This window comes from Vogesella urethralis (assembly GCF_007644045.2).
Taxonomy (GTDB): Bacteria; Pseudomonadota; Gammaproteobacteria; order Burkholderiales; family Chromobacteriaceae; genus Vogesella; species Vogesella urethralis.
The window spans coordinates 33,895-58,776 of the sequence record NZ_VMDW02000098.1; the positions used below are offsets into that span (position 1 = coordinate 33,895).

A 24,882-nucleotide genomic window follows, 5' to 3' on the forward strand; every position below is an offset into this window, starting at 1 on the left:
GTTTCAAGTGATTGATAGTGTCACCGCGCCGGCAGCCATTTCGGCACCCGTGCCAGCAGCCGCTCGACCAGGGCCGGGTCCATGTAGCGGTAGTCGTCGGGGATGTCGAGGCAGACAATGCGCGCGTGGCGCAGGTGGGCGCGGAACTGGCGCGACAGCTTGCGCTGGTGGGCCCTTTCCATCACGAAAATCAGCTCGGCCCAGGCCAGCAGCTCGGGCGTGACCGGGTTTTCGGCTTCGTTGAGCAGGCCGGCGGACGCGGTTTCCACGCCGGGCCAGTCGGCAAATACCTGCTCGGCGGTGGGGCTGCGCAGCCGGTTCTGGCTGCAGATGAACAATATCCGCTTCATGGCGCGTCCTGTGTCGCCGCCTCTGCCAAGGCCTTATCCAGCAATAGCAGCAGCTCTGCTGCCACCTCGTCCAGCGCCGTGGTGTCGCCTTGTGCCCGGCATAGCAGGATGGCGCCTTCCACCGCGGCAATCAGCAAGGTGGCCAGCCGGGTGGCCCGCGCCGCCGGCAGGCCGGCCTGCTGCAGGCTGGCTACCAGCGGTTGCTGCCAGGCACGGATGGCAGCCGCCACCGCGGCCAACATCGGCGCGTCGTCGTCGGCCGCGCTGTCATCGGCGGCCACGGCCATGACCGGGCAACCGGCGCGGCAGGCTTTGTCTTGCAACAGCTGCCGCCACAGCGCGACAAACGCCAGCAGCCCGTCGCGCGGGCCGGCGGCGAAGGTGCGCGTCAGGTAGCGGGCCACCTGTTCGCCGCTCAGCTGCACCGCTTCGCTGATCAGCTGCGGCTTGCCGCCAGGAAAGTAATGGTAGGTAGAGCCCAGCGGCGCCTGCGCCAGCTTGGCTACTTCGCGCACGCTGGTGGCGTTCAGGCCGCGATGGCGCAGCATGTCGGCGGCGGCCAGTACCAGGCGTTGACGGGGATCGGCAGCGGAATCGTTCATCGGTGTCATCTTGCTATAACAGTCGTCATAGTCTAGCATCGAAATCTCTATAACGACTGTCATAGCGCAAGTATGGCAACGCACGAGAGGCCCACCATGACCCTACCCCAGACGGCACCCGGTACGGTGCACGCGTTTACCTTGCCGGCACGCGATGGCTACCCGTTGGCCGCAACGCTATTCCAGGCTGCCGGCAGGCCGCGCGGCCGCATCATTGTGGCCGCTGCCACCGGTGTACCGCAGCGCTTCTACCGCCGTTTTGCCGAGCATGCGCAGCAGGCCGGCTTTAGCGTGCTGACGCTGGACTATCGCGGTATTGGCCAGTCGCGGCCGGCCAGCCTGCGCGGCTTTGACATGCAGTACACCGATTGGGGCAAGCTGGACCTGGCCGCCGCGGTGGACGCGATGGCGGACGGGCCGCTGCCGCTGTACTGGGTGGGGCACTCGTACGGCGGCCACGCGCTGGGCATGCTGCCCAATCACCAGCGGGTAACCGCTGCGTACGCGCTGGGGGTGGGCGCAGGCTGGCATGGCTGGATGCCGTGGTACGAGAGTTTGCGCGTGCGCTTCATGTGGGCCACGGTGCTGCCGTGGCTGACGCGCTGGAAAGGCTATTCGCCGTGGGCGATGCTGGGGATAGGCGAAGACCTGCCGGCAGGGGTGTTCTGGCAATGGCGGCACTGGTGCCGCTTTCCGCGCTATTTCTTTGACGACCCGGCCAGTGCCTGGGTACACGACGCCTTTGCCAGCGTGCGGACCCCGCTGGTCGCTGCCACCGCGCTGGACGATCTGTGGGCGATGCCACGTTCGCGCGACGCGTTTTTTGACGGTTACCGCCAGGCGCCGCAACAGCGTCGCAACCTCGACCCGGCGCAGTACGGCAAGTTGGGGCACATGGGCTACTTCCGCGCCCACGCGCAGCCGTTGTGGCAGGAGATGCTGGACTGGTTCGATACGCAGGCCCCGCGCAGCACGGCGGCGCAGCCAGCGTGAGGGCGACGCCAGGTCGCGACTGCGCTACGATGATGCATTATCGATAATGCACAGCACGGCAAGGGGCGACCTTCATGGCAATCGACGAGCAGGCCAGTTTTCTGGCACCGGCCTACCTGGCTGACTTTGCCTGTAACGGGCCGGTGTGCCCCGATACCTGCTGTACCACCAGCTGGACCATCGAACTGGACCAGCCTACCTACGCCCGTTACCAGGCCTGCACCGATCGCGAGCTGCAGCCCTTGTTCCGGCAGCATCTGCAGCGTTTGCCGGCCGGCCAGCGTAGGTTGGCGTATGGGCGTATTGCCGCGGCGGGCCACAGCGGCGATTGCCCGATGCTGGACAGCAGCCGGCTGTGCCGCATCCAGTCGCGGCTGGGCGAGGCGGCCTTGTCGCACACCTGTTTTGCCTACCCCCGCCACCACTACCGGCTGAACGGCGTGCTGCATCAGGTGGCGTCGCTATCGTGTCCGGAAACCGCCCGTCTGGCACTGGCCAGCCCGGACGCGATGGCGTTTACCGAATTGCAGCGCCCGTTGCGGCCCGACGTGTTGCATCAACCGCTGGCGGCGCAGCCGGATGCCGCGCAGCAGGCTGCGCAAGAGCTGCATTACCTGTGCCTGCAACTGATGGCCGAGCCGGCGTTGGCGCTGTGGCAAGCACTGGCGGTGTGCGGTGTACTGTGCCAGTGCGTGCAGGACCTGCCGGCCGGTCACGATCCTGCCCAGCAGCTGGCTTTGCTGGACGATATCCGGACTTCGCTGGCCGCTGAGGACGGGTTGTTGGCCGATTTGGCCGCCGTGCGGCCGGACTACGCAGGCCAGGCCCGGCTGCTGCACCTGTTCGCCACCATGCCGCGTACGCAGGCCAGGGCCGACGCGCAGCCGCGCTTTGGCAGCGTCATGCAACGGGTACGGCGGGTGATGGGCGACAGCGCCGAACAGTACGCCCGCAGCTACCCGGCGCTATTGGCCGCGTGGCAGATGCGGCTGGAAGACCTGGAGCTGGATTACGTGCTGCGCAATTACCTGCTGAACCTGATGCAGGTACGCACCTTTCCGCTGGATGACGGCATGCCGCCAGCGCAAGCGTACGCGTCGCTGGTGGTGGCGTATCTGTGGGTGCGCGGTTTCTGCGCGGCACTGGCGGCCGAGCGCGGCGGCGTGACGCTCGACGACATGGTGCTGGTGATCCAGACGCTGGAGCGCACCTGCGAGCACGACCGCAGCTTCCTGCTGGCCATGGCCGGCAGCCTGCAACGCAGCGGTCTGACCCGGCTGGAAGCGCTGTTGCCGCTACTGCCCTGACGTTGCCGGCGGCAGCCGCTGCAGTAGGTCCCAGCGGTTGCCGTACAGGTCTTCGAACACCACCACCCAGCCGTAGTCTTCGTGGCGCGGCTGCTCGCAAAAGCTCACGCCGGCGGCCAGCATGCGCTGGTAGTCGGCCTGGAAGTCGTCGCTTTCCAGAAACAGCCACACGCGCCCGCCGGCTTGGTTGCCGATGAAGGCGGCTTGCTCGGGGTTGGCCGCGCGCGCCAGCAGCAGCGCGGCGTTGCCGCCGGGTGGGGCCACCACCACCCAGCGCTTGTGGCCTTGCGGGGTGTCTTCCAGCAGGTGAAAGCCCAGCTTGTCGCGGTACCAGGCAATGGCTTCGTCGTAGTCGCGCACCACCAGGGCCACGCGGGATAGCTGTGTTGGCATCGGTTTTCTCCCCAAACCGGCAAGTATGACCGCTTTGGCTGCAGTGGGCCAAACTGATGGCAAAGCTTGCCAAACATGCGTCATTTTATGGCAGAAACTTATCGAAATTGACACTGTCTTGCGCTGGTGTTTTGCTTTGCCGGCTTCTGCTCTAACATGGAGCGTCCACCCCGCCTTGCCCTTTCATCATGCGCCGTTGCCTGCTGTTCATTGCCCTGTTGCCGTTGACCGCCCACGCTGCCCTCGACTACCGCGTCGACATCGTGGCGCCGGACAACCTGAAAGCCTTGCTGGAGGCCAACCTCGACCTCACCCAGCTGCGCGAGGACGAGGCGCTGCGCGACAGCGACCTGCAAGCGATGGTGGGCAGCACGCCGGACGAGGTGAAAAAGCTGCTGGAAACCGAGGGTTATTTCTCGCCGCAAGTGAGCGTGCAGCAGGACGGCAATACGGTACGGGTCAGCGTGGTGCCGGGCGAGCCGGTGATGGTGTTCGACGTCAACGTCACCTTCACCGGCCCGGTGCGGCAGGAGGCCGATTACAGCCAGTTCATCCGCACCGCGCTGGAAGAGTGGCTGCTGCCGATTGGCGGCCAGTTCCGCCAGGACGACTGGGACAGCAGCAAGAAGGGCGTGCTGCGCCCCTTGCTGTTGCAGCGTTTTCCGCTGGCGCGCATTACCGAGGCGCGAGCCGATATCGACCCGGTGGCGCGGCGCGCCGAACTGAACGTCACGGTAGACAGCGGCCCACGCATCAGCTTTGGCCCCATCCGTGTCGAAGGGGCGCAGCGTTACCCCGAATCCGTCATCCTGGGGCAGGCCAACTTCCGCCAGGGCAGCCCCTACAAGCAGGCCGACCTGCTGGCCTACCAATCCAGCCTGGAAGCCGACAGCCACTACAGCAACGTGGTGGTGGCACCGCAATGGGAAGCGCGTGACGGCGAACAGGTGCCGATCCAGGTGATCGTCAACGAGGTGAAGCGGCAAAAGCTGGATGCCGGTTTCAACTTCAGCACCGGCGACGGCCCCGGCGTGCGCCTGGGTTACGAGCACTACAACATTTTCAAGCGCGGCTATACCGGCTCGGTGGTTTACGACTGGAAAAAGTCGCGCCAGCAGCTGGACCTCGGCCTGGGCTTTCCGCGTACCGCCAGCGGCTACTCGCATGCCATCAACTTGCGCCGCAGCCATAGCGAAGAAGACAATACCGTCACCGACGCCAGCGAGCTGGGCGGCTTCCGTATCCGCAAGGACGGCAATATCGAGGCGCGCATCGGCCTGGAGTACCTGATCGAACGCGAATCGCTGGCGCAAAAGCTCACCCGCAATAACAAGGCGGTGGTGCTGTCTTACGGCTGGACCCAGCGCGCCATCGACAACGCGCTGCGCCCCGGCCGCGGCTACCTGATCGAAGCCCAGGCCGCCACCACAGTGGGCAACCTCGCCAGCGATACCCGTTTCAGCCGCGGTTACCTGCGCTTGGCCAATTACTGGACACCATCGTTCATGACCCGCAGCACGCTGGTGTCGCGGCTGGAAGCCGGCCAGGTGTGGGCCCAGGACAGCTCCGAAGTGCCCGCCTCGCGTCTGTTCAAGGCCGGTGGCGTCAACAGCGTACGCGGCTACAACTACCAAAGCCTGGGGGTGATCGACACCGACGGCACCGTCACCGGCGGCCGTGTGCTGGCCACGGCCAGCCTGGAGTACCAGTACGCCGTGACGCGTGACTGGCGCGCCGCGCTGTTCTACGACGCCGGCGACGCGGCCAACAGCTGGCAAGACCTGCGCGTGGCCAAGGGCTGGGGCGCCGGCGTGCGCTGGCTCAGCCCCATCGCCCCGCTGGCTTTCGACATTGCGCGCGGTGAACGCGATCACCGCTGGCGCTGGAACCTTAACCTGGGATTGGCATTTTGACCTCGCACGCCCCGATGACCCCGCCTACCCCCGACCCGACGCCGGAAGACACCATGCCGGCGCTGCCGCGCCGCCGCCGGCTGGGCCGCGTGTTCTGGCTGCTGTTCCTGCTGCCGCTGTTGTTGCTCGGCGGCAGCGGCTGGTGGCTTACCGCCACGCCGACCGGCTTTGCCACCCTGTGGCAATGGGCCGGCCAGCTCAGCGGCGGCCAACTCAAGGTTGGCCGCGTGCAGGGCACGCTGTGGCAGGGCTTTACGCTGCAGCGCCTGCACTGGCAAACGCCCGACAGCCAGCTGGCACTCAGCCAGCTGGTGCTGGACTGGGACGCCCAGGCGCTGTGGCAGCGCCAGCTGCACATCCGCAGCTTGCAACTGGGGCCGGTGAGCTGGCGTAGCCGGCCCGACCCGCAGCCCAAGCCGCTGCAGGCACCGTCCGATCTCAGCCTGCCGCTGACGCTACGTGTCGATGCCCTGCGCGTGGCCAGCCTCAGCCTACCGGACAGCCAGCTGCAGCTGGGGTCGCTGCAGGCCAGCTATCGCTACGACAGCGGCCGCCACCAGCTGCAGCTGACGCAGCTGGACACGCCGTGGGGCCGTTTGCAGAGCGAGGTCGCGCTGGGCGATGCTGCGCCGTTTGCCTTGCACGGCAGCAGCCGGTTCCAGGGCGATATCGATGGCCTGGCCACCCGCGGCCAACTGGCTTACAGCGGCAGCCTGCTGTTTCCGCAGCTGCGTGGCGACGTCAGTGCCAAAGGCCTGTTGCTGGCGCTGCAGGGCAAGCTGGCGCCATTCGACGTGACACCGTTGCGCCGCCTGCGCCAGCTGGACCTGCGCGTGGGCGGCGTCAACCCGCAAGCGCTGCAGCCGCACTGGCCGCAGGCCAGCCTGGCGCTGGCGCTGCAACTGACGCCGCAAAACGCCGACACCATCCAGGGCGGTATCAGCGTGGTCAACAACCAGCCCGGCACGCTGGCGGCCAAACGGCTACCGCTGTCGCTGGCCTGGGGCGAGTTCCGCATCCAGCGCGATACGCTGTACCTGCCCGGCCTGCAAGCTTTGCTGGCCGACGGCCAGCTCAGCCTGAAGGGGCAGGCCAGTGCCGACAAGCTGGCCCTGCAACTGGGGCTGGATCGCCTGGCTAGCCAGGCGCTGGACCCGGCGCTGCCGGCGCATCGCGTGTCCGGCAGCGTGGCGCTGGGCGGTAGCCCGCGCCAGCCGGACATGCTGGTCAAACTGGCCAGTGGCCAACTGGCGCTGGACAGCCGGGTGGCACTGCGCGACGCGCCCCGCCGCCTGCTGCTGGACGATCTGCTGCTCCGTACCGGCGCCGGCCGCTTCCAGGGCAAGGGCCAGTTCGGGCTGGATAGCCAGCAACTGGGCTTTGATGGCCGTTTCGAGCGCTTCGACCCGGCGGTGCTGGACCCGCGCCTGCCGCGCGGCAACGTCAACGGCCAGCTGCAAGCCCGGGCCAGCCTGGGCGCCAAGCCGCAAGGCGACGTCAGCCTGCGTTTTGCCGCCAGCCAGCTCGGTGGCGAAGCGCTGGGCGGCCAGCTGGCGCTGGCCTGGCAGCCGCAGCGCGTCAGTGCCGTCAACGCCAACCTGACGCTGGGCCGTAACCGCTTGCAGGCGCAGGGCGCCTACGGCGTGGCCGGCGACGTGCTGAAGCTGCAGTTGGCCGCACCCGACCTCAGCCCGCTGGGCGCAGCGTTTGCCGGTGAGCTGAACGCCCAGCTGGCGCTGGCCGGCACCCCGTCGCGGCCCGACATCAGCGCCCAGCTGCAGGCCAATCGCCTGGCACTGCCCGGCGGCGTACAGGTGGCCAGCCTGAACGCCGACGGCCGCAGCGGCATCACGCCGGACAGCCCGTTCCGCCTGAACCTGCAAGGCCGTGGCCTGCAGGCCGGCGGCCAACGTCTGGACGAAATCAGCCTGCTTACCAGCGGCACGCGCCAGGCGCACCAGCTCAACCTGGCCTTGCGTGGCGAACTGCAGGCCAAGCCGCAAACGCTGAACCTGGCACTGCAAGGCGGCCTGGACAGCGAGCAGATGCGCTGGCGCGGCACGCTGGCCAGCTTGCAAGCCGGCGGCGCGCTGCCGTTACGGCTGGAAGCACCAGTGGCGTTGCAGCTGGCCGCAGACAGCGTGCAGCTGGCACCCAGCCGCTGGCAGGCGCTGGGCACCGGCTGGCAGCTGGGCGACACCGTGTGGCAGCAGGCCAGCGGCTGGCGCAGCCAGGGCCAGGTACGGTCGCTGGCGCTGGACGCGCTGGCGCCGTGGTGGACGCCGCCGTTACAGCAAAACCTGGTGTTGGCCGCGCAGTGGTCGCTGGCCGGGCAGCATGGCCTGCCGCAGGGCAGCCTCAGCCTGCAGCGCATCAGTGGCGACCTGATGCTGCCGGCGCAAGGCGCCCATCCGGCCGAGCCTGTGGGCCTCAGCCGAGCCCAGCTGCAACTGGGGTTGGGCGACGCCGCGCCGTTCAGCCTGCAGCTCGATACCCGTTTCGGCCGCGTCAGCGGCGACGGCACGTTGAACCTGCCCGCCGCGGCGCCGCTGGATACCGCCACCATCAGCGGCCGGCTGCAAGCCAGCGTGCCGGCGTTGTCGGTATTGCAAAGCCGCATGCCGGCCGGTACCGAGCTGGACGGCAGCCTGGCGGCCAACCTTACCTTGAACGGGCCGCTGCTGGCGCCGCAGCTGGGCGGTACACTGAGCGGGCAGAAGCTGCGCTTTGTCGAGCGCCGCAACGGCATCCGGCTGGAGCAGGGCGTGCTGGCCGCGCGCTTGCTGGGCCGTAGCCTGCAGATCGACACCTTGCAGTTCGGCAAAGATGGCGAAATCGGCGCCAACGGCCAGCTGGCGCTGGACGGCGACATCCCGCTGGCGGCGGTGACGCTGACGCTGAAACGCTTTGCGGTACTGGACCGCCCGGGGCGCCGCCTGCTGGTGTCCGGCAGCAGCCGCATCACGCTGGAGCAGGGCCGTGCCATGGTGCGCGGTGCCTTCAGCGTGGATCATGGCCGCTTCGACCTGCCGCGCTTGGGCGGCCCGAAACTGTCCGATGACGTGTTCGTGGCCGGGCGCGTGTACGACGAGGGCGGCAAGGCGCTGCCGCTGGGGCTGGACATCACCGTCACGCTGTCCGACGACGTGCGCTTTGCCGGTAACGGCCTGGACGCCTGGCTGGGCGGCAGCGTCCGCCTGCTGGCCGAACCCGGCGGCCAACTGCAGGCGCGCGGCCAGATCCGTGTCGACAAGGGGCGCTTCAAGGCCTACGGCCAGGACCTGGACATCAACCGTGGCGTGGTCAGCTTTACCGGCCCGTTGGACAACCCGGTGCTGGACATCCGCGCCAAGCGCCGTTTCTCGCAAGTGGGCGCCGGCGTGGAAATCAGCGGCTCGGTGCTGAACCCGGCGATCAAGCTGGTGGCCGACGAGGCGATGTCGGAAAAAGACAAACTGTCGTGGCTGGTGCTGAACCGCGCCGCCACCAGCGACGAGCGCGATAGCGACATCGCCGGCGCGTCGGCCGGAGGCTTGCTGGCCGGCATGGTCAACGACAAGATCGGCCTGTTCGACGATGTGGGGGTGGTGTCGCGCGCCGAAAGCACCAGCGCCAGCGGCACGGTGAACCCGGCCGAGCAGGTGGTGATGCTGGGCAAACAGCTGACGCGCGAGCTGTACGTGGGCTACGAGTACGGCCTGCGCAGCGCCGAGCAGGCCATCCGCATCAATTACCAGTTGTCGCAAAAGCTGTCGCTGGTAGGCCGCGCCGGGCGCGAGGCGTCGTCGGAATTGCGTTACACGCTGCGTTTTGACTAGGGCAGGTCCGACAAGCTTCCCGCTGCGGCGTTGTCGGGCGTGCGCTGGGCACCACCCAGCGCATCGCCCTGCGCCTGGCATGGCAAAACTTCTCGAGCCTGCGCCGCAGCAAGAAATAGTATTAACAGCCCCTCGCCGCAGCTGGCCAGCAAGCGGCGGGCGCCGCTACAGGATAACCGCCGTGTTGGCCGCCACCAGCTTGGCGGCGGCACCCAGCGTCAGCGGGCGGCCGGTGAGGTAACCCTGTACCGCCTCGCAGCCCAGCCGCGCCAGCGCGGCCAGCTCTTCTTCGGTTTCCACCCCTTCGGCCAGCGCTTCCATTTTCAGGCTCTTGGCCAGCGTGATGATGGCCAGCACGATGGCGGCGTTGTCGTCGCGGTGCTGCAGGTCGGTGACGAAGCAGCGGTCGATCTTCACGGTGTCCGGAGCAAAGTCCTTCAGGTAGGCCAGGCTGGAATAACCGGTACCGAAGTCGTCTACCGCCAGCCGTACCCCCAGCGCCTTCAGGCCGTCCAGCGCCGCCTTGACGTGGCCGGTGCGCTCCAGCAGCGCGCTTTCGGTAACCTCGATCTCCAGCTGTGCCGGTGCCAGACCGGTTTCCTGCAAGATGCCGGCCACCAGCCCGGCAAAATCGGGCTGCGCCAGCTGGCGTGGTGACACGTTCACCGCCATGGTCAGCGCGTCCTCGCCGTGTTGTGGCCAGGCGGCGGCCAGGCGGCAGGCTTCGCGCAGCACCCAGCTGCCGATATCGATGATCAGCCCCGACTCCTCGGCCACCGGGATGAACTGCGCCGGCGGTACCGACACGCCGTGATCGTCGGTCCAGCGTAGCAGCGCCTCGAAGCCCGACAGGCGGCGGTCTGCCACCCAGAATTTGGGCTGCAGCATCAGGTGCAGCTCCTGCCGCCCCAGCGCGCCGCGCAGGCGGTTTTCCAGCAGCAGGCGCTGGCGGACCTCGGCGGTCATGCGTTCGGTGAAGAAGCGGTAGTTGTTGCGGCCCTGGGCCTTGGCTTCGTACATCGCCATGTCGGCGTTTTTCAGCAGCAGCTGCGCGTCGCGGCCATCGTCGGGGCTGACCGAGATGCCGATGCTGGCGGTAATCACCAGCTGGTGGCCGTCCAGCTGGAACGGCTGGCGCAGCGCGTCCAGCACGCGTTCGGCGATCAGCGCCGCCTGCGCGTTGTCGGCCAGCTCCGGCAGGATCATCACGAACTCGTCGCCGCCGGTGCGGCCAACGGTGTCCATGTCGCGTACCACGTGGCGGGTGCGGCGCGCCACTTCCTGCAGCAGGGTGTCGCCGGTGGCGTGGCCCAGGGTGTCGTTGATGTTCTTGAAGCGGTCGAGGTCGAGGAACAGCACCGCCACCTTGTGGCGGCTGCGTTCGGCCACGCGCAGCGCCTGCTGCAGGCGGTCCATCAGCAGCAGGCGGTTGGGCAGGTCGGTCAGGTAATCGTACTCGGCCAGGTGCTGCACCCGCGCTTCGGCTTCCTTGCGTTCGCTGATGTCGGAGAACAGCGCGATGTAGTTGCTGAGCTTGCCGTGGCTGTCGCGCAGTGCGTTGATGCTGAGCCACTCGGGGTAGATTTCGCCGCTTTTGCGCCGGTTCCAGATCTCGCCGGACCACTGGCCGCGCAGCTGCAGCTGTTGCCACATGTCGCGGAAGAAGGCAGCGTCGTGTTTGCCGGAGCTGAGCAGGGCAGGGGTCTGCCCCAGCGCTTCGGCCTCGCTGTAGCCGGTGATGGCGGTAAACGACTGGTTGGCCGCCACGATGCGGCTGTTGGCGTCGGTGATCAGGATGGCCTCTGTGCTGGCTTCGAACACCTTGGACGCCAGCCGCAGCGCACGCTCTTGTTCCAGGCGCTGGCTGATGTCGCGCGCGGTGGCGCACAGGTAGTGCTCGCCACGGTAGTGCACGCTGCTGTGGCGGATTTCCAGGGTGCGCGGCCCGTGGCAGCACTGGATTTGCCGCTCGCTGCATTCGCCGTCGTCCAGGCGCAGCGCAAACAGCTGTTGTTCGCTGCCGTCACTGCAGCCGTCAAAGCATTCGCGGGCGCGCTGGTTGCGGTAGGCGATGTTGCCGCGTGCGTCGCGCAGCACGATGATGTCGGCCGCGCTGTCGCTCATGTAGCGGGTCAGCTCGATTTCGGGGGCGTTCTGTTCCAGCGCGGCTTGTTTTTCCTCGATCTGGCGCTGGTAGGCGTCGGCCAACTGCCGCAGCCAGCGCGCAAACAGCAGCGAGAACATCACCGCCAGCATCAGCGCGGTGACAAATATGGCCAGCGTGGCCAGCACCCGTTGCTCGGTCTGCTCGCCCAGCAGTTGTTGCTGGGCGGCGTCGTCGGTTTGCAGCAGGCTGGCGGGCGACACGGCAATCACCTGCCACTGCCACGCGGTCATGCGGCCAACGTAGGCGGTGTAGGCACGCGTGCCGTGGCTGCCGGGCAGCTGGAAGTCGAGCACGCTACCGGCCGGGGCGTGCCACAGCCGCTGCCGCAGCGCGTCGGGGAGCGGGCGCTGCTGCCCGTCCAGCCCCAGCAGCACGCGGCCCTGGCCGTCCAATACGATAAAGCCGCCGCGTTTGTCGCTGCGCATCTGCGCCAGCAGGGCCAGGCCTTGCTTTTGCAGGTCGGCCGCCACGTTGCTGACGTATTCGCCGCCGCCGATCAGCCAGCCGAACGGTTCGAAGCGGCGTGCGTACGCCACTTTTTCTGCCATCTTTTTCTCGCCCGGCCGGTACCAGCGGTAGCTGGTAAAGCCGGCGCCCAGCGGGTTTTGTGTGGCGGTGATCAGGTTGCGCATGATGTAGGCGCCGGTATCGTCGCGGTTGTTCAGCAGCGAGCTGCCTTCCAGCTTGGGCTGGGTCGGCAGCAGCACGCAGTCGCCTTGCAGGGTATCGACAAAGAAATAGCCGCGGCCGTCAAAGTAGCGCAGCGGGCGCAGTGCCTCGATGATCTCGTGGCGGGCGCGGGCATCCGGTTGCCCGGAGCCGGCATGGGTCTGGTACAGCGCAGTGGCCAGCGCGTGCGCCTGGTCCACGTGTTCGTGGATGCGCTGGCGCAGGATGTCCTGCGTCTGCCGGTGCAGCGTGTCCAGCGTGATGATGGCGTCTTCGCTCCAGGTGCGCAGGAAGGTCAGGCCGTGCTGGCGCGACTGCTGCTGCAGCGTGGCGCGGCTTTGCTGGTAGTCCTGCCATTGCTGGTAGAAGAAGTAGCTGGCCAGCAGCACCACGACGGTAATCACCAGGCTCAGCATGCCGGCGCGCTGGATGCGGATGAGCCTGTTCTGGTCCGGTAAGCGGGACACGGCGGTACCTGTAGCAAACACGATGGGGGAGCGTGGATTATAAGAATCCCTGCTGTCGCGACTTTGATATTTGTCAGTGGCGCGGGCGTTATGACAGCGTTTGCGTTACAATCCGCGCCGGGAAGTTGGACAGACAGCCGCCGCGTGCTTGCACGGGGAGGAAAGTCCGGGCTCCACAGGGCAGGATGCTGGCTAACGGCCAGGCGTCGCGAGGCGACGGAAAGTGGAACAGAGAGCAGAACCGCCGATGGCCGGCCGGGGCGCCCGCAAGGGTAGCCGGTGGCACAGGCAAGGGTGAAAAGGTGGACTCCTTCGGGAGCCGCCGGGGGGAACCCCGGCGCGGTAAGAGCGCACCGCGGACGCAGTGATGCGGACGGCAGGCTAAACCCCATCCGGAGCAAGACCAAATAGGGGTACATTGGCGTGGCCCGCGCTGTACCCGGGTAGGTTGCTTGAGCTTGTCGGTAACGGCAAGACTAGAGGAATGGCTGTCCAACGACAGAACCCGGCTTACCGGCCAACTTCCCCCCCATTCTATTGCCCGGCATACCCATGCCGGGTATCTGACAATGCCCCGCCACGGGGCATTTCTTTCGGCTATCGATATCGCTTAAAAAATAGGCAAAAAGCTTTTTACCCGCCGCGTAAAAGGCAGTACAATGGCGACCCTTTTCACCCCATGTCCTTCTTTTTGCGATGCAAATCGGCCCCTACGTCCTCAAGAACCGTCTGATCGTCGCCCCCATGGCCGGCGTCACGGACCGGCCGTTCCGCATGCTGTGCAAGAAGCTGGGCGCGGGGATGGCGGTATCGGAAATGATCACCGCCAACAAGGCGCTGTGGACCACGCCGAAGACGCTGCGCCGCGCCAACCATGAAGGCGAGGTAGAGCCCATCGTGGTGCAGATCGCCGGCGGCGACCCGCAGATGCTGGCCGACGCCGCCCGTCTGAACGTGGAGCACGGCGCGCAGATCATCGATATCAACATGGGTTGCCCGGCCAAGAAGGTGTGCAATGTGGCCGCCGGTAGCGCGCTGCTGCGCGACCTGGACAACGTTGGCCGCATCCTGGAAGCGGTAGTGAAAGCAGTGGACGTGCCGGTGACGCTGAAAACCCGCACCGGCTGGAGCAGCGAGGTGAAAACCGCGCTGCAGGTGGCACGCATGGCCGAAGACGCCGGCATTGCCGCGCTGGCCCTGCACGGCCGCACCCGCGAGGACATGTACCGCGGCGCGGCAGAGTACGACACCATCGCCGCGGTAAAGCAGGCGCTGCGCATTCCGGTGGTGGCCAACGGCGACATCGACAGCCCGCAAAAAGCCAAGTACGTGCTGGATTACACCGGCGCCGACGCCATCATGATCGGCCGTGCCGCGCAGGGCCGGCCGTGGATCTTCCGCGAAATCCAGCATTACCTGGATAGCGGCGAGCTGTTGCCGCCGCCGCGCATTGCTGAGATCGACGCCATCATGCAGGCGCATCTGGCCGAGCTGTACGACTTTTACGGCGAATACAGCGGCTGCCGCATCGCCCGCAAGCACATCGCCTGGTACACCAAGGGGCTGCGCGGCAGCAACGAGTTCCGCCAGGCCATGTACAAGCTGGAAAGCACCGCCGCGCAGCAAGTGGCGGTGGCCGATTACTTTGCCGGCCTGGCGCAGCATTCGGACCGGCTGCAATACGTAGAACAAGACGCAGAACAAGGCAGTGCGGACGCCGACGCGGCCGCGCTGGCATAAGCCACTCGACACAACAATAACATCATGCAAAACAACGACGACATTTCCCTCAGCGTGCGCCTGGCCATGGAGCAATACTTCCGCGACCTGGACGGCGAAGCGCCGGCAGCCATCTACGATATGGTTCTGGCCTGTGTCGAAAAGCCGCTGCTGGAAGTCGTGCTGAACCATACCCAGGGTAACCAGACGCGTGCGGCCGAACTGCTCGGCCTTAACCGCAATACCCTGCGCAAGAAGATGAAGGCCTACGACCTGATCTGACAGCCAAGCCACCCGTGCCACGGGTGGCTTTTGTTTTACTGGCCGCCTGCCAGGCGGCCTATACCAACACCACAGGCAGCCACGGCTGCCGCGAACTCCCCTGCAAGGCAGGGGCGGGGGACGGGATCATTGAGAGCGGTGGCGCTGCCTGGCAGCCTGCCCGTGTTTTTTTGAATTGGCAAAGCATCGTGCCTTGCCAGTGTTTTGATGAGCGGTAGAGAACCATGACCAAGATCGAACGTGCGCTGATCAGCGTGTCTGACAAAACCGGTGTACTGGCATTTGCCCAGGCCCTGGCAGGTTTCGGCGTAGAAATCCTGTCCACTGGCGGTACGGCCAAATTGCTGCGTGATGCCGGTGTGCCGGTAATCGACGTATCCGATTACACCGGCTTCCCGGAAATGCTGGACGGCCGTGTCAAAACCCTGCACCCGAAAGTGCACGGCGGCATTCTGGGCCGTCGCGACCTGCCGGAACACGTGGCCACCATGCAGGAACACGGCATCGGCAACATCGACCTGGTGTGCGTCAACCTCTACCCGTTCGAAGCCACCATCGCCAAGGCAGACTGCACGCTGGAAGACGCCATCGAGAACATCGATATCGGCGGCCCGACCATGGTGCGCTCCGCAGCCAAGAACTGGCAGCACGTGGCTATCGTTACCGACGCCGAAGACTACGACGCGCTGGTAGGTGAAATGCAGGCCAACGCCGGCCAGCTATCCAAGCTGACCCGCCTGAACCTGTCCAAGAAAGCGTTCACCCACACCGCGGCCTACGACGGCGCCATCTCCAACTACCTGACCAGCCTGGCCGAAGGCGTGGACGCCGGCGTGCCGGACCGTGCCGCGTTCCCGAACCGCCTGAACATGCAGTTCGTCAAAGTGCAGGACATGCGCTACGGCGAAAACCCGCACCAGGCCGCCGCCTTCTACCGCGACCTGCACCCGGCTGCCGGTTCCATCGCCGGTTACCGCCAGCTGCAGGGCAAAGAGCTGTCGTACAACAACATCGCCGACGCCGATGCCGCCTGGGAAGCCGTCAAAACCTTCGACGCCCCGGCCTGCGTCATCGTCAAGCACGCCAACCCGTGTGGCGTGGCCGTGGCTGCTGACACCCTCAGCGCCTACCGCCTGGCGTTCGCTACCGATACCACCAGCGCTTTCGGCGGCATCATCGCTTTCAACCGCCCGGTAGACGCGGAAACCGTGGAAGCGGTAACCGGTCAATTCCTGGAAGTGCTGCTGGCGCCGTCGTTTACCGACGAAGCCAAGGCCATCATCGCCGCCAAGAAAAACGTGCGCGTGCTGGAGATTCCGCTGCTGGCCGGTGCCAACCACTTCGAGCTGAAGCGCGTGGGTGGCGGCGTACTGGTGCAAACCCCGGACATCCGCAACGTGGGCCTGGACGAGCTGCGCGTGGTGACCAAGCGTGCCCCGACCGAACAGGAAATGGCCGACCTGCTGTTCGCCTGGCGCGTGGCCAAGTACGTGAAATCCAACGCCATCGTGTTCTGCAAGAACGGCCAGACCGCCGGTATCGGCGCCGGCCAGATGAGCCGTGTGGATTCCACCCGCATCGCTGCCCGCAAGGCGCAGGACGCCGGCCTGAGCCTGCAAGGCGCTGTGGCCTCCAGCGACGCGTTCTTCCCGTTCCGTGACGGTATCGACGTGATTGCCGAGCAAGGCATCAAGGCCATCATCCAGCCGGGTGGCTCCATGCGTGACGAAGAAGTGTTTGCCGCTGCCGACGAGCACGGCATCGCCATGGTACTGACCGGCGTACGTCACTTCCGTCACTAAGCAATTTGCCGCAGGGTTGGCCGCCTTCCTTGCGGCCAACCTTTTGAGGGCAGTTGTTTTGATAAAAAACAGTTTGATAGTAAGCGGTCTGTTGCTGGCTTCCAGCGCGCAGGCCATCACCTGTGGTAACAGCGACAGCTGGCTGGACAAAGGCTGTCGCCGTGCCGAACAGGTAATGCAGCAGGGTGAAACCGACGTCTACGTTACCGGTTACGCCTACCACCTGCGCAGCATGTACAGTGAAGAAAAGATCAAGTCGTTCAACGAACGCGCCTGGGGCGGCGGTATCGGCAAGAGCCTGTACGACGAAGACGGTGACTGGCACGGCATGTACGCCATGGTGTTCCTCGACTCGCACAAGGACCCGGAGCCTACCGCCGGTTACGGCTACCAGAAGCTGGTGCCGCTGGCGGGCGAGCTGAAAGCCGGGCTGGGCTTTACCGCCTTCCTGACCAGCCGCTCCGACACGCTGAAGGGCGTGCCGGTACCGGTGGTGCTGCCGCTGGCGTCGTTACAGTACCGCAAGAGCGCGGTGATGGCTTCCTTCATGCCGGGCCCGAAGGGCAACGGCAACGTGCTGTTCCTGTTTGGCCGCATTGCTTACTGAGTGCCGCCGGCGTGGCCGGTGGTGCCCCCTACCCGACGAACACCCTGTTTGAGGAATGCAGATGAAAATCCTGGTAATCGGCTCTGGTGGCCGCGAGCACGCCCTGGCCTGGCGCATTGCCCAGTCGCGCCGTGTATCCAAAGTGTTTGTGGCACCGGGTAACGCCGGGACCGAACTGGACCCGAACCTGACCAACGTGGCCATCACCGCCATTCCCGAGCTGGTGGCCTTTGCCCGCGACGAGAAAATCGAACTGACCGTGGTCGGCCCGGAAGCGCCGCTGGCTGCCGGGGTGGTAGACGCCTTCCGCGCCGCCGGCCTGAAAATTTTCGGCCCCACCCAGTACGCCGCACAGCTGGAAAGCTCCAAGGATTTTGCCAAGGCCTTCATGCAGCGCCACGGCATTCCCACCGCCGGTTACGAAACCTTCAGCGACGCCGCTGCCGCCCACGACTACGTTGGCCGCAAGGGCGCGCCGATCGTGATCAAGGCCGACGGCCTGGCCGCCGGCAAGGGCGTGGTGGTGGCGATGACGCTGGACGAAGCGCACGCTGCCATCGACGACATGCTGGTGGGCAACAAGATGGGCGACGCCGGTGCCCGCGTGGTTATCGAGGACTTCCTGCAAGGCGAAGAAGCCAGCTTCATCGTGATGGTAGACGGCGAGCACGTGCTGGCCATGGCCACCAGCCAGGACCACAAGCGCCTGCTGGACGGCGACATGGGCCCCAACACCGGCGGCATGGGCGCGTACAGCCCGGCACCGGTGGTGACGCCGGAAATCCACGCCCGCGTGATGCGCGAGATCATCCTGCCGACGGTACGCGGCATGAAAGCCGACGGCCACACCTACACCGGCTTCCTGTACGCCGGCCTGATGATCGACGCCGACGGCAACCCGTTCACCATCGAGTTCAACTGCCGCTTTGGCGACCCGGAAACCCAGCCCATCATGGCGCGTTTGAAGTCTGACTTCACCGTGCTGCTGGAAGCCGGCGTCAACGGCAAGCTGGATACGGTGGAAGCCGACTGGGACCGTCGCGTGGCACTGGGCGTGGTACTGGCCGCCGAAGGCTACCCGGAAGCGCCGCGCAAGGGCGACCTGATCAGCGGCATTCCGGCACATACCGACGACACCATGACCTTCCACGCCGGCAGCACCTTTGACGCCGACAAGCAGCTGGTAACCAACGGTGGCCGCGTGCTGTGCGTGGTAGGCCTGGGCGACAGCGTGAAAATGGCGCAGCAGAAAGCCTACGCCGTGGCCGACCAGATCCAGTTTGCCGGCAAGCAGCTGCGCCGCGATATCGGCGGCAAGGCGCTGAACCGCAACAAGTAAGCCGTGTGCTGCCGCCCATGCGGGCGGCCCCGCCATCGACACCCTGTTTGCCTGGCAAGCAGGGTGTTTTCTTTGGCGGCCACTGGCGGCGCGTTTTACACCCTGCTGATACCCGCGACCTGTTTTTTTGGCCCGTGTTGATAGCGGCCAGCCTAGGCTGACGGCGTGATCGACAAACGGAGCAAGACGATGGGCTTATCCTGGTGGCAGGCTTGCCGGCGCAGCTGGTGCCGTTGGTGGCGTCGTGAACGGCGCAGTTGGTGCCGGGTGGCGTACTGGTGGCGGCAGCCACCGCGCTACGACCGCTGCTGCGCCTGGCAGCAGCAAACGCCCAGCCCCACGCCGGCGGTAAAACTTTACCGGACAGCGCGGCCACAGCGCCTACACTGGTAAAGGACACCGGTTTGGGGAGGGCGTGGAATGAAGACGCTGATGCTGACGCTGCTGTGTTGTTCTGCCAGCGCCATGGCCGCCGATGCGGCACACCTGAAACTGCTGACCGAAGACTACCCGCCGTTCAATATGGCCGACAGCGGCGGCCGCGTCATCGGCCTGTCTACCGATATCGTGCGCCAGCTGCTGCAGCGCGCCGGTATCAGTTACGACGTGGAGCTGCTGCCGTGGGTACGCGCCTTCAACCGCGCGGTGCTGGAGCCGAACACCTGCGTGTACTCCACCACCCGCACCGAGCAGCGCGAGCACCAGTTCAAGTGGATAGGCCCGGTGGTGGAAAACCCGTGGGTGCTGTACGCCCGCAACGATAACAAAACGCCGGTACCGGCACTGGAAGCGGTGCGCCCCTACCGCCTGGGGGGCTACAGCGGTGACGCCATCGCCCAGTTCCTGATCGGCAAGAACTTCGAGGTGGACCTGGCCAGTGCCGACGTGCAGAACGTACGCAAGCTGGTGGCGGGCCGTATCGATTTCTGGGCCACCGGCAAATACAGCGGCGCCCTGCTGGCCGAACGCGAAAAAGCCAGCGCCAGCATCCGCCCGGTGCTCACCTTCAATACCACGCTGATGTACTTGGCCTGCAACCCGCGCATGGAAGACCGCATGGTGAGCCTGCTCAACGAGACGCTGGAACGCATGCGGCGCGACGGCAGTGTGGCGCGCATCAGTGCCAAGTACCATCAGGATTGAGAGGCGGTGGTCATGCGGCGTTTACTGGCGGCAGTGTGTTGCAGCGTGCTGACAGGCCCGGCACTGGGCGCCGACCCGGCACACCTCAAGCTGTTTACCGAGGAATACCCGCCGTTCAACATGGTCGATGGCAGCGGTCGCATCGTGGGCATGTCTACCGAGGTGGTGCAGCAGGTACTGCAGCGCGCCGGCATCAGCCACGATATCGAACTGTTGCCGTGGGTACGTGCCTACAACCGTGCCATTCTGGAGCGCGACAGCTGCGTGTATGCCACCACCCGCACCGAGCAGCGCGAAAGCCAGTTCAAGTGGATAGGGCCGATCAGTGAAACCGCCTGGGTGCTGTTTGCCCGCCACGACACCCCCCGCCCGGTGAACAGCCTGGAAGACGTACGTGCCTACCGCATTGGCGGCTACAGTGGCGATGCGCTGGCGCAGTACCTGATTGCGCGCAATTTCGATGTGGACCTGGCGCGCACCGACGAGCAGAACGTGCGCAAGCTGCTGGCCGGCCGCATCGACTACTGGGCCAGCGGCCGCTACAGCGGCGCCATCCTGCTGCAGCGCGAAGGCGTGCGCAACGTGCGCCCGGTGCTCACCTTCAACACCACCTTCCTGTACCTGGCCTGCAACCCGTCGCTGAGCGACCAGACCGTGGCAAAGCTGAACGATCTGCTGGCCAGGATGCGCAAGGACGGCACAGTCGCTAGAATCAGCAGCCGTTACCATGTGGACTGACCGGAACCTCGCCGCGCGCGGCCGGTCTGTTGCCCACGCCCTGTAGATTGCCGCTCTTATCGTGAAGACACCGTTTCCCCGTTTGCCCGCCCGGGCGCAGGTAGACGCCGCCCGTGGCCGCTTGCGCGCCGGCGGCGTGCTGGCCTACGCCACCGAGTCCTGCTTCGGCCTGGGCTGCAACCCGTTCGACGTGCGTGCCATCCGCCGCATCCTGGCCATCAAGGGCCGGCCCACGCACAAGGGCCTGATCGTGATTGCGGCCAACCTGCAGCAGCTGCGGCCGCTGATCCGCCCGCTCACGCCGGCGCAGCTGGCCACCGTGCAACGCTACTGGCCCGGCCCGTACACCTTTTTATTGCCGGCGTCGCGCCGCGTGCCCACGCTGCTGCGCGGGCGGCATGATAAAATTGCCGTTCGCATCAGCGCCCACGGCGAAGCCGCCGCGCTGTGCCGCGCGCTGGGGTCGCCGCTGGTGTCCACCTCGGCCAACCGGGCCGGGCAGAAGTCGCTGAAAACCGCCCGCGGCTGTCGCCAGGCCTTCAGCCGCCAGCAGGTGCTGACCCTGCAGGGCCGCATCGGCAAACGCCGCAAACCGTCTACCATTATCGATCTCGACAGCGGGCGCGTACTGCGCTGACGCTGCAAGGAGCCACGAGTGCAGGAAATTTCCATCCTCAGCCTGATCATGCACGCCAGCCTGCCGGTACAACTGGTGATGGCCGGCCTGGTGCTGTTGTCCCTGGTGTCGTGGGGCATCATCTTCAACAAGGTAGCGGTTATCGGGCGTGCCCGTCGTCACACCCAGGACTTCGAGCAGCAGTTCTGGAGCGGCACCGACCTGAACAGCCTGTACGAAAAAACCCGTGGCAACAGCGACGCCCAGGGCGCCGAGAAACTGTTCCAGGCCGGTTTTGCCGAGTTCCTGAAGCTGCGCCGCCAGCCGGGCGTCGATAGCTCCGACCAGCTGGACGGCGCCCGCCGCGCCATGCGCGCCGCCGCCCAGCGCGAGCTGGACGCGCTGGACCACCACAACAGCTTTCTGGCTACCGTCGGTTCGGTCAGCCCCTACATCGGCCTGTTCGGCACCGTGTGGGGGATCATGCACGCCTTCATCGGCCTGGGTAACGCCGGCCAGGCCACGCTGGCTACCGTGGCGCCAGGCATTGCCGAAGCGCTGATCGCCACCGCCATCGGCCTGTTTGCCGCCATCCCCGCCGTGGTGGCCTACAACCGCTTTGCTGCCGATGTCGACCGCCTGGCGGGCCGCTTTGACTCGTTCATGGAAGAGTTTTCCAACATCCTGCAGCGTCTGGCCGCCAAATAAAGCGCCAGATAAGCCGGGCAGCCGCCACGCAAAAAGCCGCTATCGATGGATAGCGGCGTGAGATTGAAGACAAAGCCTGTTTGCATGGCAAACAGGCTTTGTCTTGTAAACAGCAAGGCTGCCGATTCACGTACGGAAGTGACGCGGCCCGGCTTTGCCGGGGCCGGTAAAACCGTAGCCGGAGCCTTGTTCGCAGCCTGATGCCGCTATCGATGGATAGCGGCTTTTTGTTTGCCAGGCGGCACAAGGTTGGCCGCAACGGCCGCTCAGGTTGCCTGCAGCTGGTCGATCAGCCGGTGCAGCGCGTCGGTCAGCGCGCGTACCGAGCCGGGCAGGTCCCAGTTGTCGTCGCCCGGCTGCACCACGTTGGAGATGGCGCGCAGCTGCAGGAAGCGCTGCTGCTCCTGCAGGCAGACGTGGAAGAACGCCGCGCCCTCCATGTTTTCGATGTCCACCGCGCTGCTATCGATAAACGGCGCCATCGCCACGTTCAACGACGCGCTGCGCGCAGTGCGCCAGCCGCCGTCTGCCGGCAAGTGCGGGCAGGCCAGCGTGTGGCGGCGCTCGAAATCCATGTCCAGCGGCAAGTGCGCCAGATGCACAAAGCCGTCCGGCGTGTGAAAGCCCAAATCGGCCTCCACTTCGCTTTCCACCAGCACCACGTCGCCGATGGCGAGGTCGGCGTGCGGGTAGTAGCCGGCCACCCCGGCCAGAATCAGCCAGTCCGGCCGCCCGGCGTGCAGCGTTTTCAGTGTCTGGTAGGCGGTGGCGGTCAGCCCCACGCCGCTGACCAGGGTGGTAACGCCGTCGCGCTGGAACAGGCTGGCTTCGGTGGCAGTGGGAAACAGTACGGTGATCTGCATACAGGTTGGCCGCAATAAAAGGAGATGACCGATTCTAGCGCCCCCGCGCTGCGGCCAACAGCCACCGCCGCGCTACAATGCCGCATGGCAGACATCAAATACCTGGCGGGCTACCCGCCGCACCTCATCGAACAAGTGGCCGGCCTGCTGCAGGCCGGCAAGCTGGGCGCCTGGGTGGCCAGCCGCTACCCCGACAGCCACGACATCCAGACCGACCGCGCGCTGTACGATTACGTCACCGAGCTGAAGCAGCGCTACATGAAAAACGCCGGCGCGCTGGCCAAGGTGGTGTACGACAACAACCTGCACCCGATGCGCGGCACCCTGGGCACTAACGCCTTTGTATCGCGGGTGCAGGGCGGCAAGCTCAAAAGCAAGAATGAAATCCGCATCGGCAGCCTGTTCCGCGACGCACCGGAAGCCTTCCTGCGCATGATCGTGGTACACGAGCTGGCGCACCTGAAGGTGAAAGACCACGACAAGGCGTTTTACCAGCTGTGCTGCCACATGGAGCCGCACTATCACCAGCTGGAATTCGACATGCGGCTATGGCTGCTGGCGCGCGAGGCGGAGGCGTAGCCGTTTGGTGGCTTATCCGGGCTACGGCTCGGGTGTGCACCTCGTGCGCCGTTGCCCAAGCGCCAGCGTCAGCGCCCAAACAAAAAACGCCCCGTCTCGACGGGGCGTTTTGCTGTGGCAGGGCCAGGTTGGCCGCAGGCTTAGTGGCCGGCGTTGGCGCGGCGGTAGCGTTCGATCAGCGCGGTGGTGGAGCTGTCGTGCGGCGCGCTCTTGAGTTTGCCGGCCAGCTCGGCGTGGATGGTTTTGGCCAGCTGTTTGCCCAGCTCCACGCCCCATTGGTCGAAGCTGTTGATGCCCCAGATCACGCCTTGCACGAAGATTTTGTGTTCGTACAGCGCAATCAGGCTGCCCAGGTTGCGCGGGTCGAGGCGGTCCATCAGCAGTGCGTTGGTGGGGCGGTTGCCGCCAAACACCTTGTGCGGCACCAGCGCTTCCAGCGCGTCGCCTTTCAGGCCTTGTGCGGTCAGCTCCTCGCGCACTTCGTCGGCGGTTTTGCCGCGCATGAAGGCTTCGGCCTGGGCAAACACGTTGGCCAGCAGGATTTCGTGGTGGCCCGGCAGGCTGGAGCTGTTTTTCAGCGAGCAGATCAGGTCGATCGGCGAGATGTGGGTGCCCTGGTGCAGCAGCTGGAAGAAAGCATGCTGGCCGTTGATGCCGGTTTCGCCCCAGATGATGGGCGCGGTTTCAAAGTCGACCGGGCTGCCGTCCAGGCAGGTTTGCTTGCCGTTGGATTCCATGTCCAGTTGCTGGATGAAAGCCGGCAGGCGGTGCAGGTACTGGTCGTACGGGGCGATGACGTGGCTGCCGCCGCCGTAGTAGTTGATGTACCAGATGCCGATCATGGCCAGCAGCACCGGCATGTTCTGTTCGAACGAGGCGTTGGCGAAGTGCTGGTCCATGATGTGGGCGCCGTTCAGCAGCTCGGTGAAGTTTTCTTCGCCCAGGTACAGCATGATGGGCAGGCCGATGGCCGACCACAGGCTATAGCGGCCGCCGACCCAGTCCCAGAATTCGAACATATTGGCCGGGTCGATGCCGAACTCGGCCACGGCTTTCTTGTTGGTGGAGACCGCCACGAAGTGCTTGGCCACCGCTTTTTCGTCACGCGCGCGCGCGACGAACCATTCGCGGGCGGTCAGCGCGTTGGTCAGCGTTTCCTGGGTGGTGAAGGTTTTGGATTCCACCACGAACAGGGTGGTTTCCGGGTGTACCTTTTTCAGCGTTTCCTTCAGCTGGGCGCCGTCCACGTTGGACACGAAGTGCATGTTCATGCGCGGGTGGCCAAACGGCTTGAGCGCGCTGCACACCATCAGCGGGCCGAGGTCGCTGCCGCCGATGCCGATGTTGACGATGTCGGTAATCGGCTGGTGGGTGTAGCCCAGCCATTCGCCGCTACGCACCGCATGACAGAACTTGCCCATGCGCGCCAGCACCGAGTTCACCTTGGGCATCACGTCTTCGCCGTCCACCAGAATGGGCGAGTTGGTGCGGTTGCGCAGCGCCACGTGCAGCACGGCGCGGTTCTCGGTGCGGTTGATCTTCTCGCCCTTGAACATGGCTTTCAGCTTGGCCGGCAGGCCGGCTTCGCGCGCCAGCTGCATCAGGCCGGCGAGTGTGTCGTCGGTGATGCGGTTTTTCGAGTAGTCCAGGAACAGGCCGCCCACTTCCAGCGAATAGCGCTCGGCGCGCTGCGGGTCGCTGGCAAACAGGTCGCGCATGTGCACGTTTTTGGCTTCGGCAAAATGGTCCCACAGGGCGTGCCAGGCGGGGAGCTGGGTGAGGGCGCTCATGTTTTCTCCATCTTCTG

20 protein-coding genes and 1 other RNA gene are annotated in these 24,882 nt (G+C 65.8%); 15 read left to right on the top strand and 6 right to left on the bottom strand.

Annotated features, from left to right (window positions below; translation table 11 throughout):
- Nucleotides 1-20: 20 nt before the first annotated feature.
- Nucleotides 21-350 (bottom strand): low molecular weight protein tyrosine phosphatase family protein, encoded by a 330-nt coding sequence (locus FLQ03_RS11560; protein WP_144370890.1) that lies wholly within the window; start codon nucleotides 348-350, stop codon nucleotides 21-23.
- Entirely contained in the window at nucleotides 347-952 is a 606-nt protein-coding gene (locus FLQ03_RS11565) for a TetR/AcrR family transcriptional regulator (protein WP_144370891.1), read from the bottom strand. Before FLQ03_RS11565 ends, FLQ03_RS11560 begins: the two co-directional genes overlap by 4 nt.
- Before the next feature lie 96 nt (nucleotides 953-1,048).
- Between FLQ03_RS11565 and FLQ03_RS11570 the strand changes: the two genes are divergently transcribed.
- Both FLQ03_RS11570 and fliB read left to right on the top strand, forming a co-directional pair.
- Nucleotides 1,049-1,945: an alpha/beta hydrolase family protein gene (locus FLQ03_RS11570; RefSeq protein WP_144370892.1), complete on the top strand. Its 897-nt coding sequence runs from the start codon at nucleotides 1,049-1,051 to the stop codon at nucleotides 1,943-1,945.
- 74 nt (nucleotides 1,946-2,019) lie between these two features.
- Nucleotides 2,020-3,252 (top strand): flagellin lysine-N-methylase, encoded by a 1,233-nt coding sequence (gene fliB / locus FLQ03_RS11575; RefSeq protein ID WP_144370893.1) that lies wholly within the window; start codon nucleotides 2,020-2,022, stop codon nucleotides 3,250-3,252.
- Here the strand turns inward: fliB and FLQ03_RS11580 are convergent.
- A complete protein-coding gene (locus FLQ03_RS11580) occupies nucleotides 3,241-3,645 on the bottom strand; it encodes a VOC family protein (protein WP_144370894.1) in 405 nt (134 codons plus the stop codon). The genes fliB and FLQ03_RS11580 overlap by 12 nt on opposite strands.
- A gap of 188 nt (nucleotides 3,646-3,833) precedes the next feature.
- On the opposite strand from FLQ03_RS11580, the gene FLQ03_RS11585 reads away from it, so the two are divergent.
- Together FLQ03_RS11585 and FLQ03_RS11590 are read left to right on the top strand one after the other, a co-directional pair.
- Entirely contained in the window at nucleotides 3,834-5,558 is a 1,725-nt protein-coding gene (locus tag FLQ03_RS11585) for an autotransporter assembly complex protein TamA (RefSeq protein WP_144370895.1), read from the top strand.
- 14 nt (nucleotides 5,559-5,572) lie between these two features.
- Nucleotides 5,573-9,376, top strand: coding sequence for a translocation/assembly module TamB domain-containing protein (locus tag FLQ03_RS11590; RefSeq protein WP_144370896.1), 3,804 nt, complete (start codon nucleotides 5,573-5,575; stop codon nucleotides 9,374-9,376).
- A gap of 165 nt (nucleotides 9,377-9,541) precedes the next feature.
- On the opposite strand, the gene FLQ03_RS11595 is transcribed toward FLQ03_RS11590, so the two are convergent.
- Entirely contained in the window at nucleotides 9,542-12,679 is a 3,138-nt protein-coding gene (locus FLQ03_RS11595) for a bifunctional diguanylate cyclase/phosphodiesterase (RefSeq protein WP_144370897.1), read from the bottom strand.
- A 121-nt stretch (nucleotides 12,680-12,800) separates the two neighbouring features.
- Between FLQ03_RS11595 and rnpB the strand changes: the two genes are divergently transcribed.
- The 10 genes from rnpB to tolQ all read left to right on the top strand — a co-directional run bounded on the left by rnpB (nucleotide 12,801) and on the right by tolQ (nucleotide 21,633).
- An RNA gene (gene rnpB / locus FLQ03_RS11600) (RNase P RNA component class A) lies at nucleotides 12,801-13,208 on the top strand.
- 167 nt (nucleotides 13,209-13,375) lie between these two features.
- On the top strand, nucleotides 13,376-14,419 hold the full coding sequence (gene dusB / locus FLQ03_RS11605) for a tRNA dihydrouridine synthase DusB (RefSeq protein WP_144370898.1): 1,044 nt from the start codon (nucleotides 13,376-13,378) through the stop codon (nucleotides 14,417-14,419).
- 24 nt (nucleotides 14,420-14,443) lie between these two features.
- Nucleotides 14,444-14,680: a helix-turn-helix domain-containing protein gene (locus FLQ03_RS11610; RefSeq protein WP_017507566.1), complete on the top strand. Its 237-nt coding sequence runs from the start codon at nucleotides 14,444-14,446 to the stop codon at nucleotides 14,678-14,680.
- A gap of 224 nt (nucleotides 14,681-14,904) precedes the next feature.
- Nucleotides 14,905-16,482, top strand: coding sequence for a bifunctional phosphoribosylaminoimidazolecarboxamide formyltransferase/IMP cyclohydrolase (gene purH / locus FLQ03_RS11615; RefSeq protein ID WP_144370899.1), 1,578 nt, complete (start codon nucleotides 14,905-14,907; stop codon nucleotides 16,480-16,482).
- Between the two features lie 91 nt (nucleotides 16,483-16,573).
- Nucleotides 16,574-17,089: a lipid IV(A) palmitoyltransferase PagP gene (gene pagP, locus FLQ03_RS11620; protein ID WP_240802264.1), complete on the top strand. Its 516-nt coding sequence runs from the start codon at nucleotides 16,574-16,576 to the stop codon at nucleotides 17,087-17,089.
- Between the two features lie 61 nt (nucleotides 17,090-17,150).
- Complete coding sequence (purD, locus tag FLQ03_RS11625) at nucleotides 17,151-18,428, top strand: phosphoribosylamine--glycine ligase (protein WP_144370900.1); 1,278 nt, start codon at nucleotides 17,151-17,153, stop codon at nucleotides 18,426-18,428.
- Nucleotides 18,429-18,848: 420 nt separating this feature from the next.
- Complete coding sequence (locus FLQ03_RS11630) at nucleotides 18,849-19,571, top strand: substrate-binding periplasmic protein (protein WP_144370901.1); 723 nt, start codon at nucleotides 18,849-18,851, stop codon at nucleotides 19,569-19,571.
- A gap of 12 nt (nucleotides 19,572-19,583) precedes the next feature.
- Nucleotides 19,584-20,309, top strand: a complete 726-nt coding sequence (locus FLQ03_RS11635; protein ID WP_144370902.1) for a substrate-binding periplasmic protein — start codon at nucleotides 19,584-19,586, stop codon at nucleotides 20,307-20,309.
- 61 nt (nucleotides 20,310-20,370) lie between these two features.
- Complete coding sequence (gene tsaC / locus FLQ03_RS11640) at nucleotides 20,371-20,946, top strand: L-threonylcarbamoyladenylate synthase type 1 TsaC (protein WP_240802265.1); 576 nt, start codon at nucleotides 20,371-20,373, stop codon at nucleotides 20,944-20,946.
- Nucleotides 20,947-20,964: 18 nt separating this feature from the next.
- Complete coding sequence (gene tolQ, locus FLQ03_RS11645; RefSeq protein ID WP_144370903.1) at nucleotides 20,965-21,633, top strand: protein TolQ; 669 nt, start codon at nucleotides 20,965-20,967, stop codon at nucleotides 21,631-21,633.
- Between the two features lie 266 nt (nucleotides 21,634-21,899).
- Here tolQ and FLQ03_RS11650 read toward each other — a convergent pair whose 3' ends face one another.
- Nucleotides 21,900-22,496 (bottom strand): phosphorylase family protein, encoded by a 597-nt coding sequence (locus FLQ03_RS11650; protein ID WP_144370904.1) that lies wholly within the window; start codon nucleotides 22,494-22,496, stop codon nucleotides 21,900-21,902.
- Between the two features lie 24 nt (nucleotides 22,497-22,520).
- Between FLQ03_RS11650 and FLQ03_RS11655 the strand changes: the two genes are divergently transcribed.
- Nucleotides 22,521-23,075, top strand: coding sequence for a YgjP-like metallopeptidase domain-containing protein (locus tag FLQ03_RS11655; protein WP_240802266.1), 555 nt, complete (start codon nucleotides 22,521-22,523; stop codon nucleotides 23,073-23,075).
- A gap of 140 nt (nucleotides 23,076-23,215) precedes the next feature.
- Here the strand turns inward: FLQ03_RS11655 and pgi are convergent, their stop codons facing one another.
- Nucleotides 23,216-24,865, bottom strand: coding sequence for a glucose-6-phosphate isomerase (pgi, locus tag FLQ03_RS11660; RefSeq protein WP_144370905.1), 1,650 nt, complete (start codon nucleotides 24,863-24,865; stop codon nucleotides 23,216-23,218).
- Between the last annotated feature and the right edge of the window lie 17 nt (nucleotides 24,866-24,882).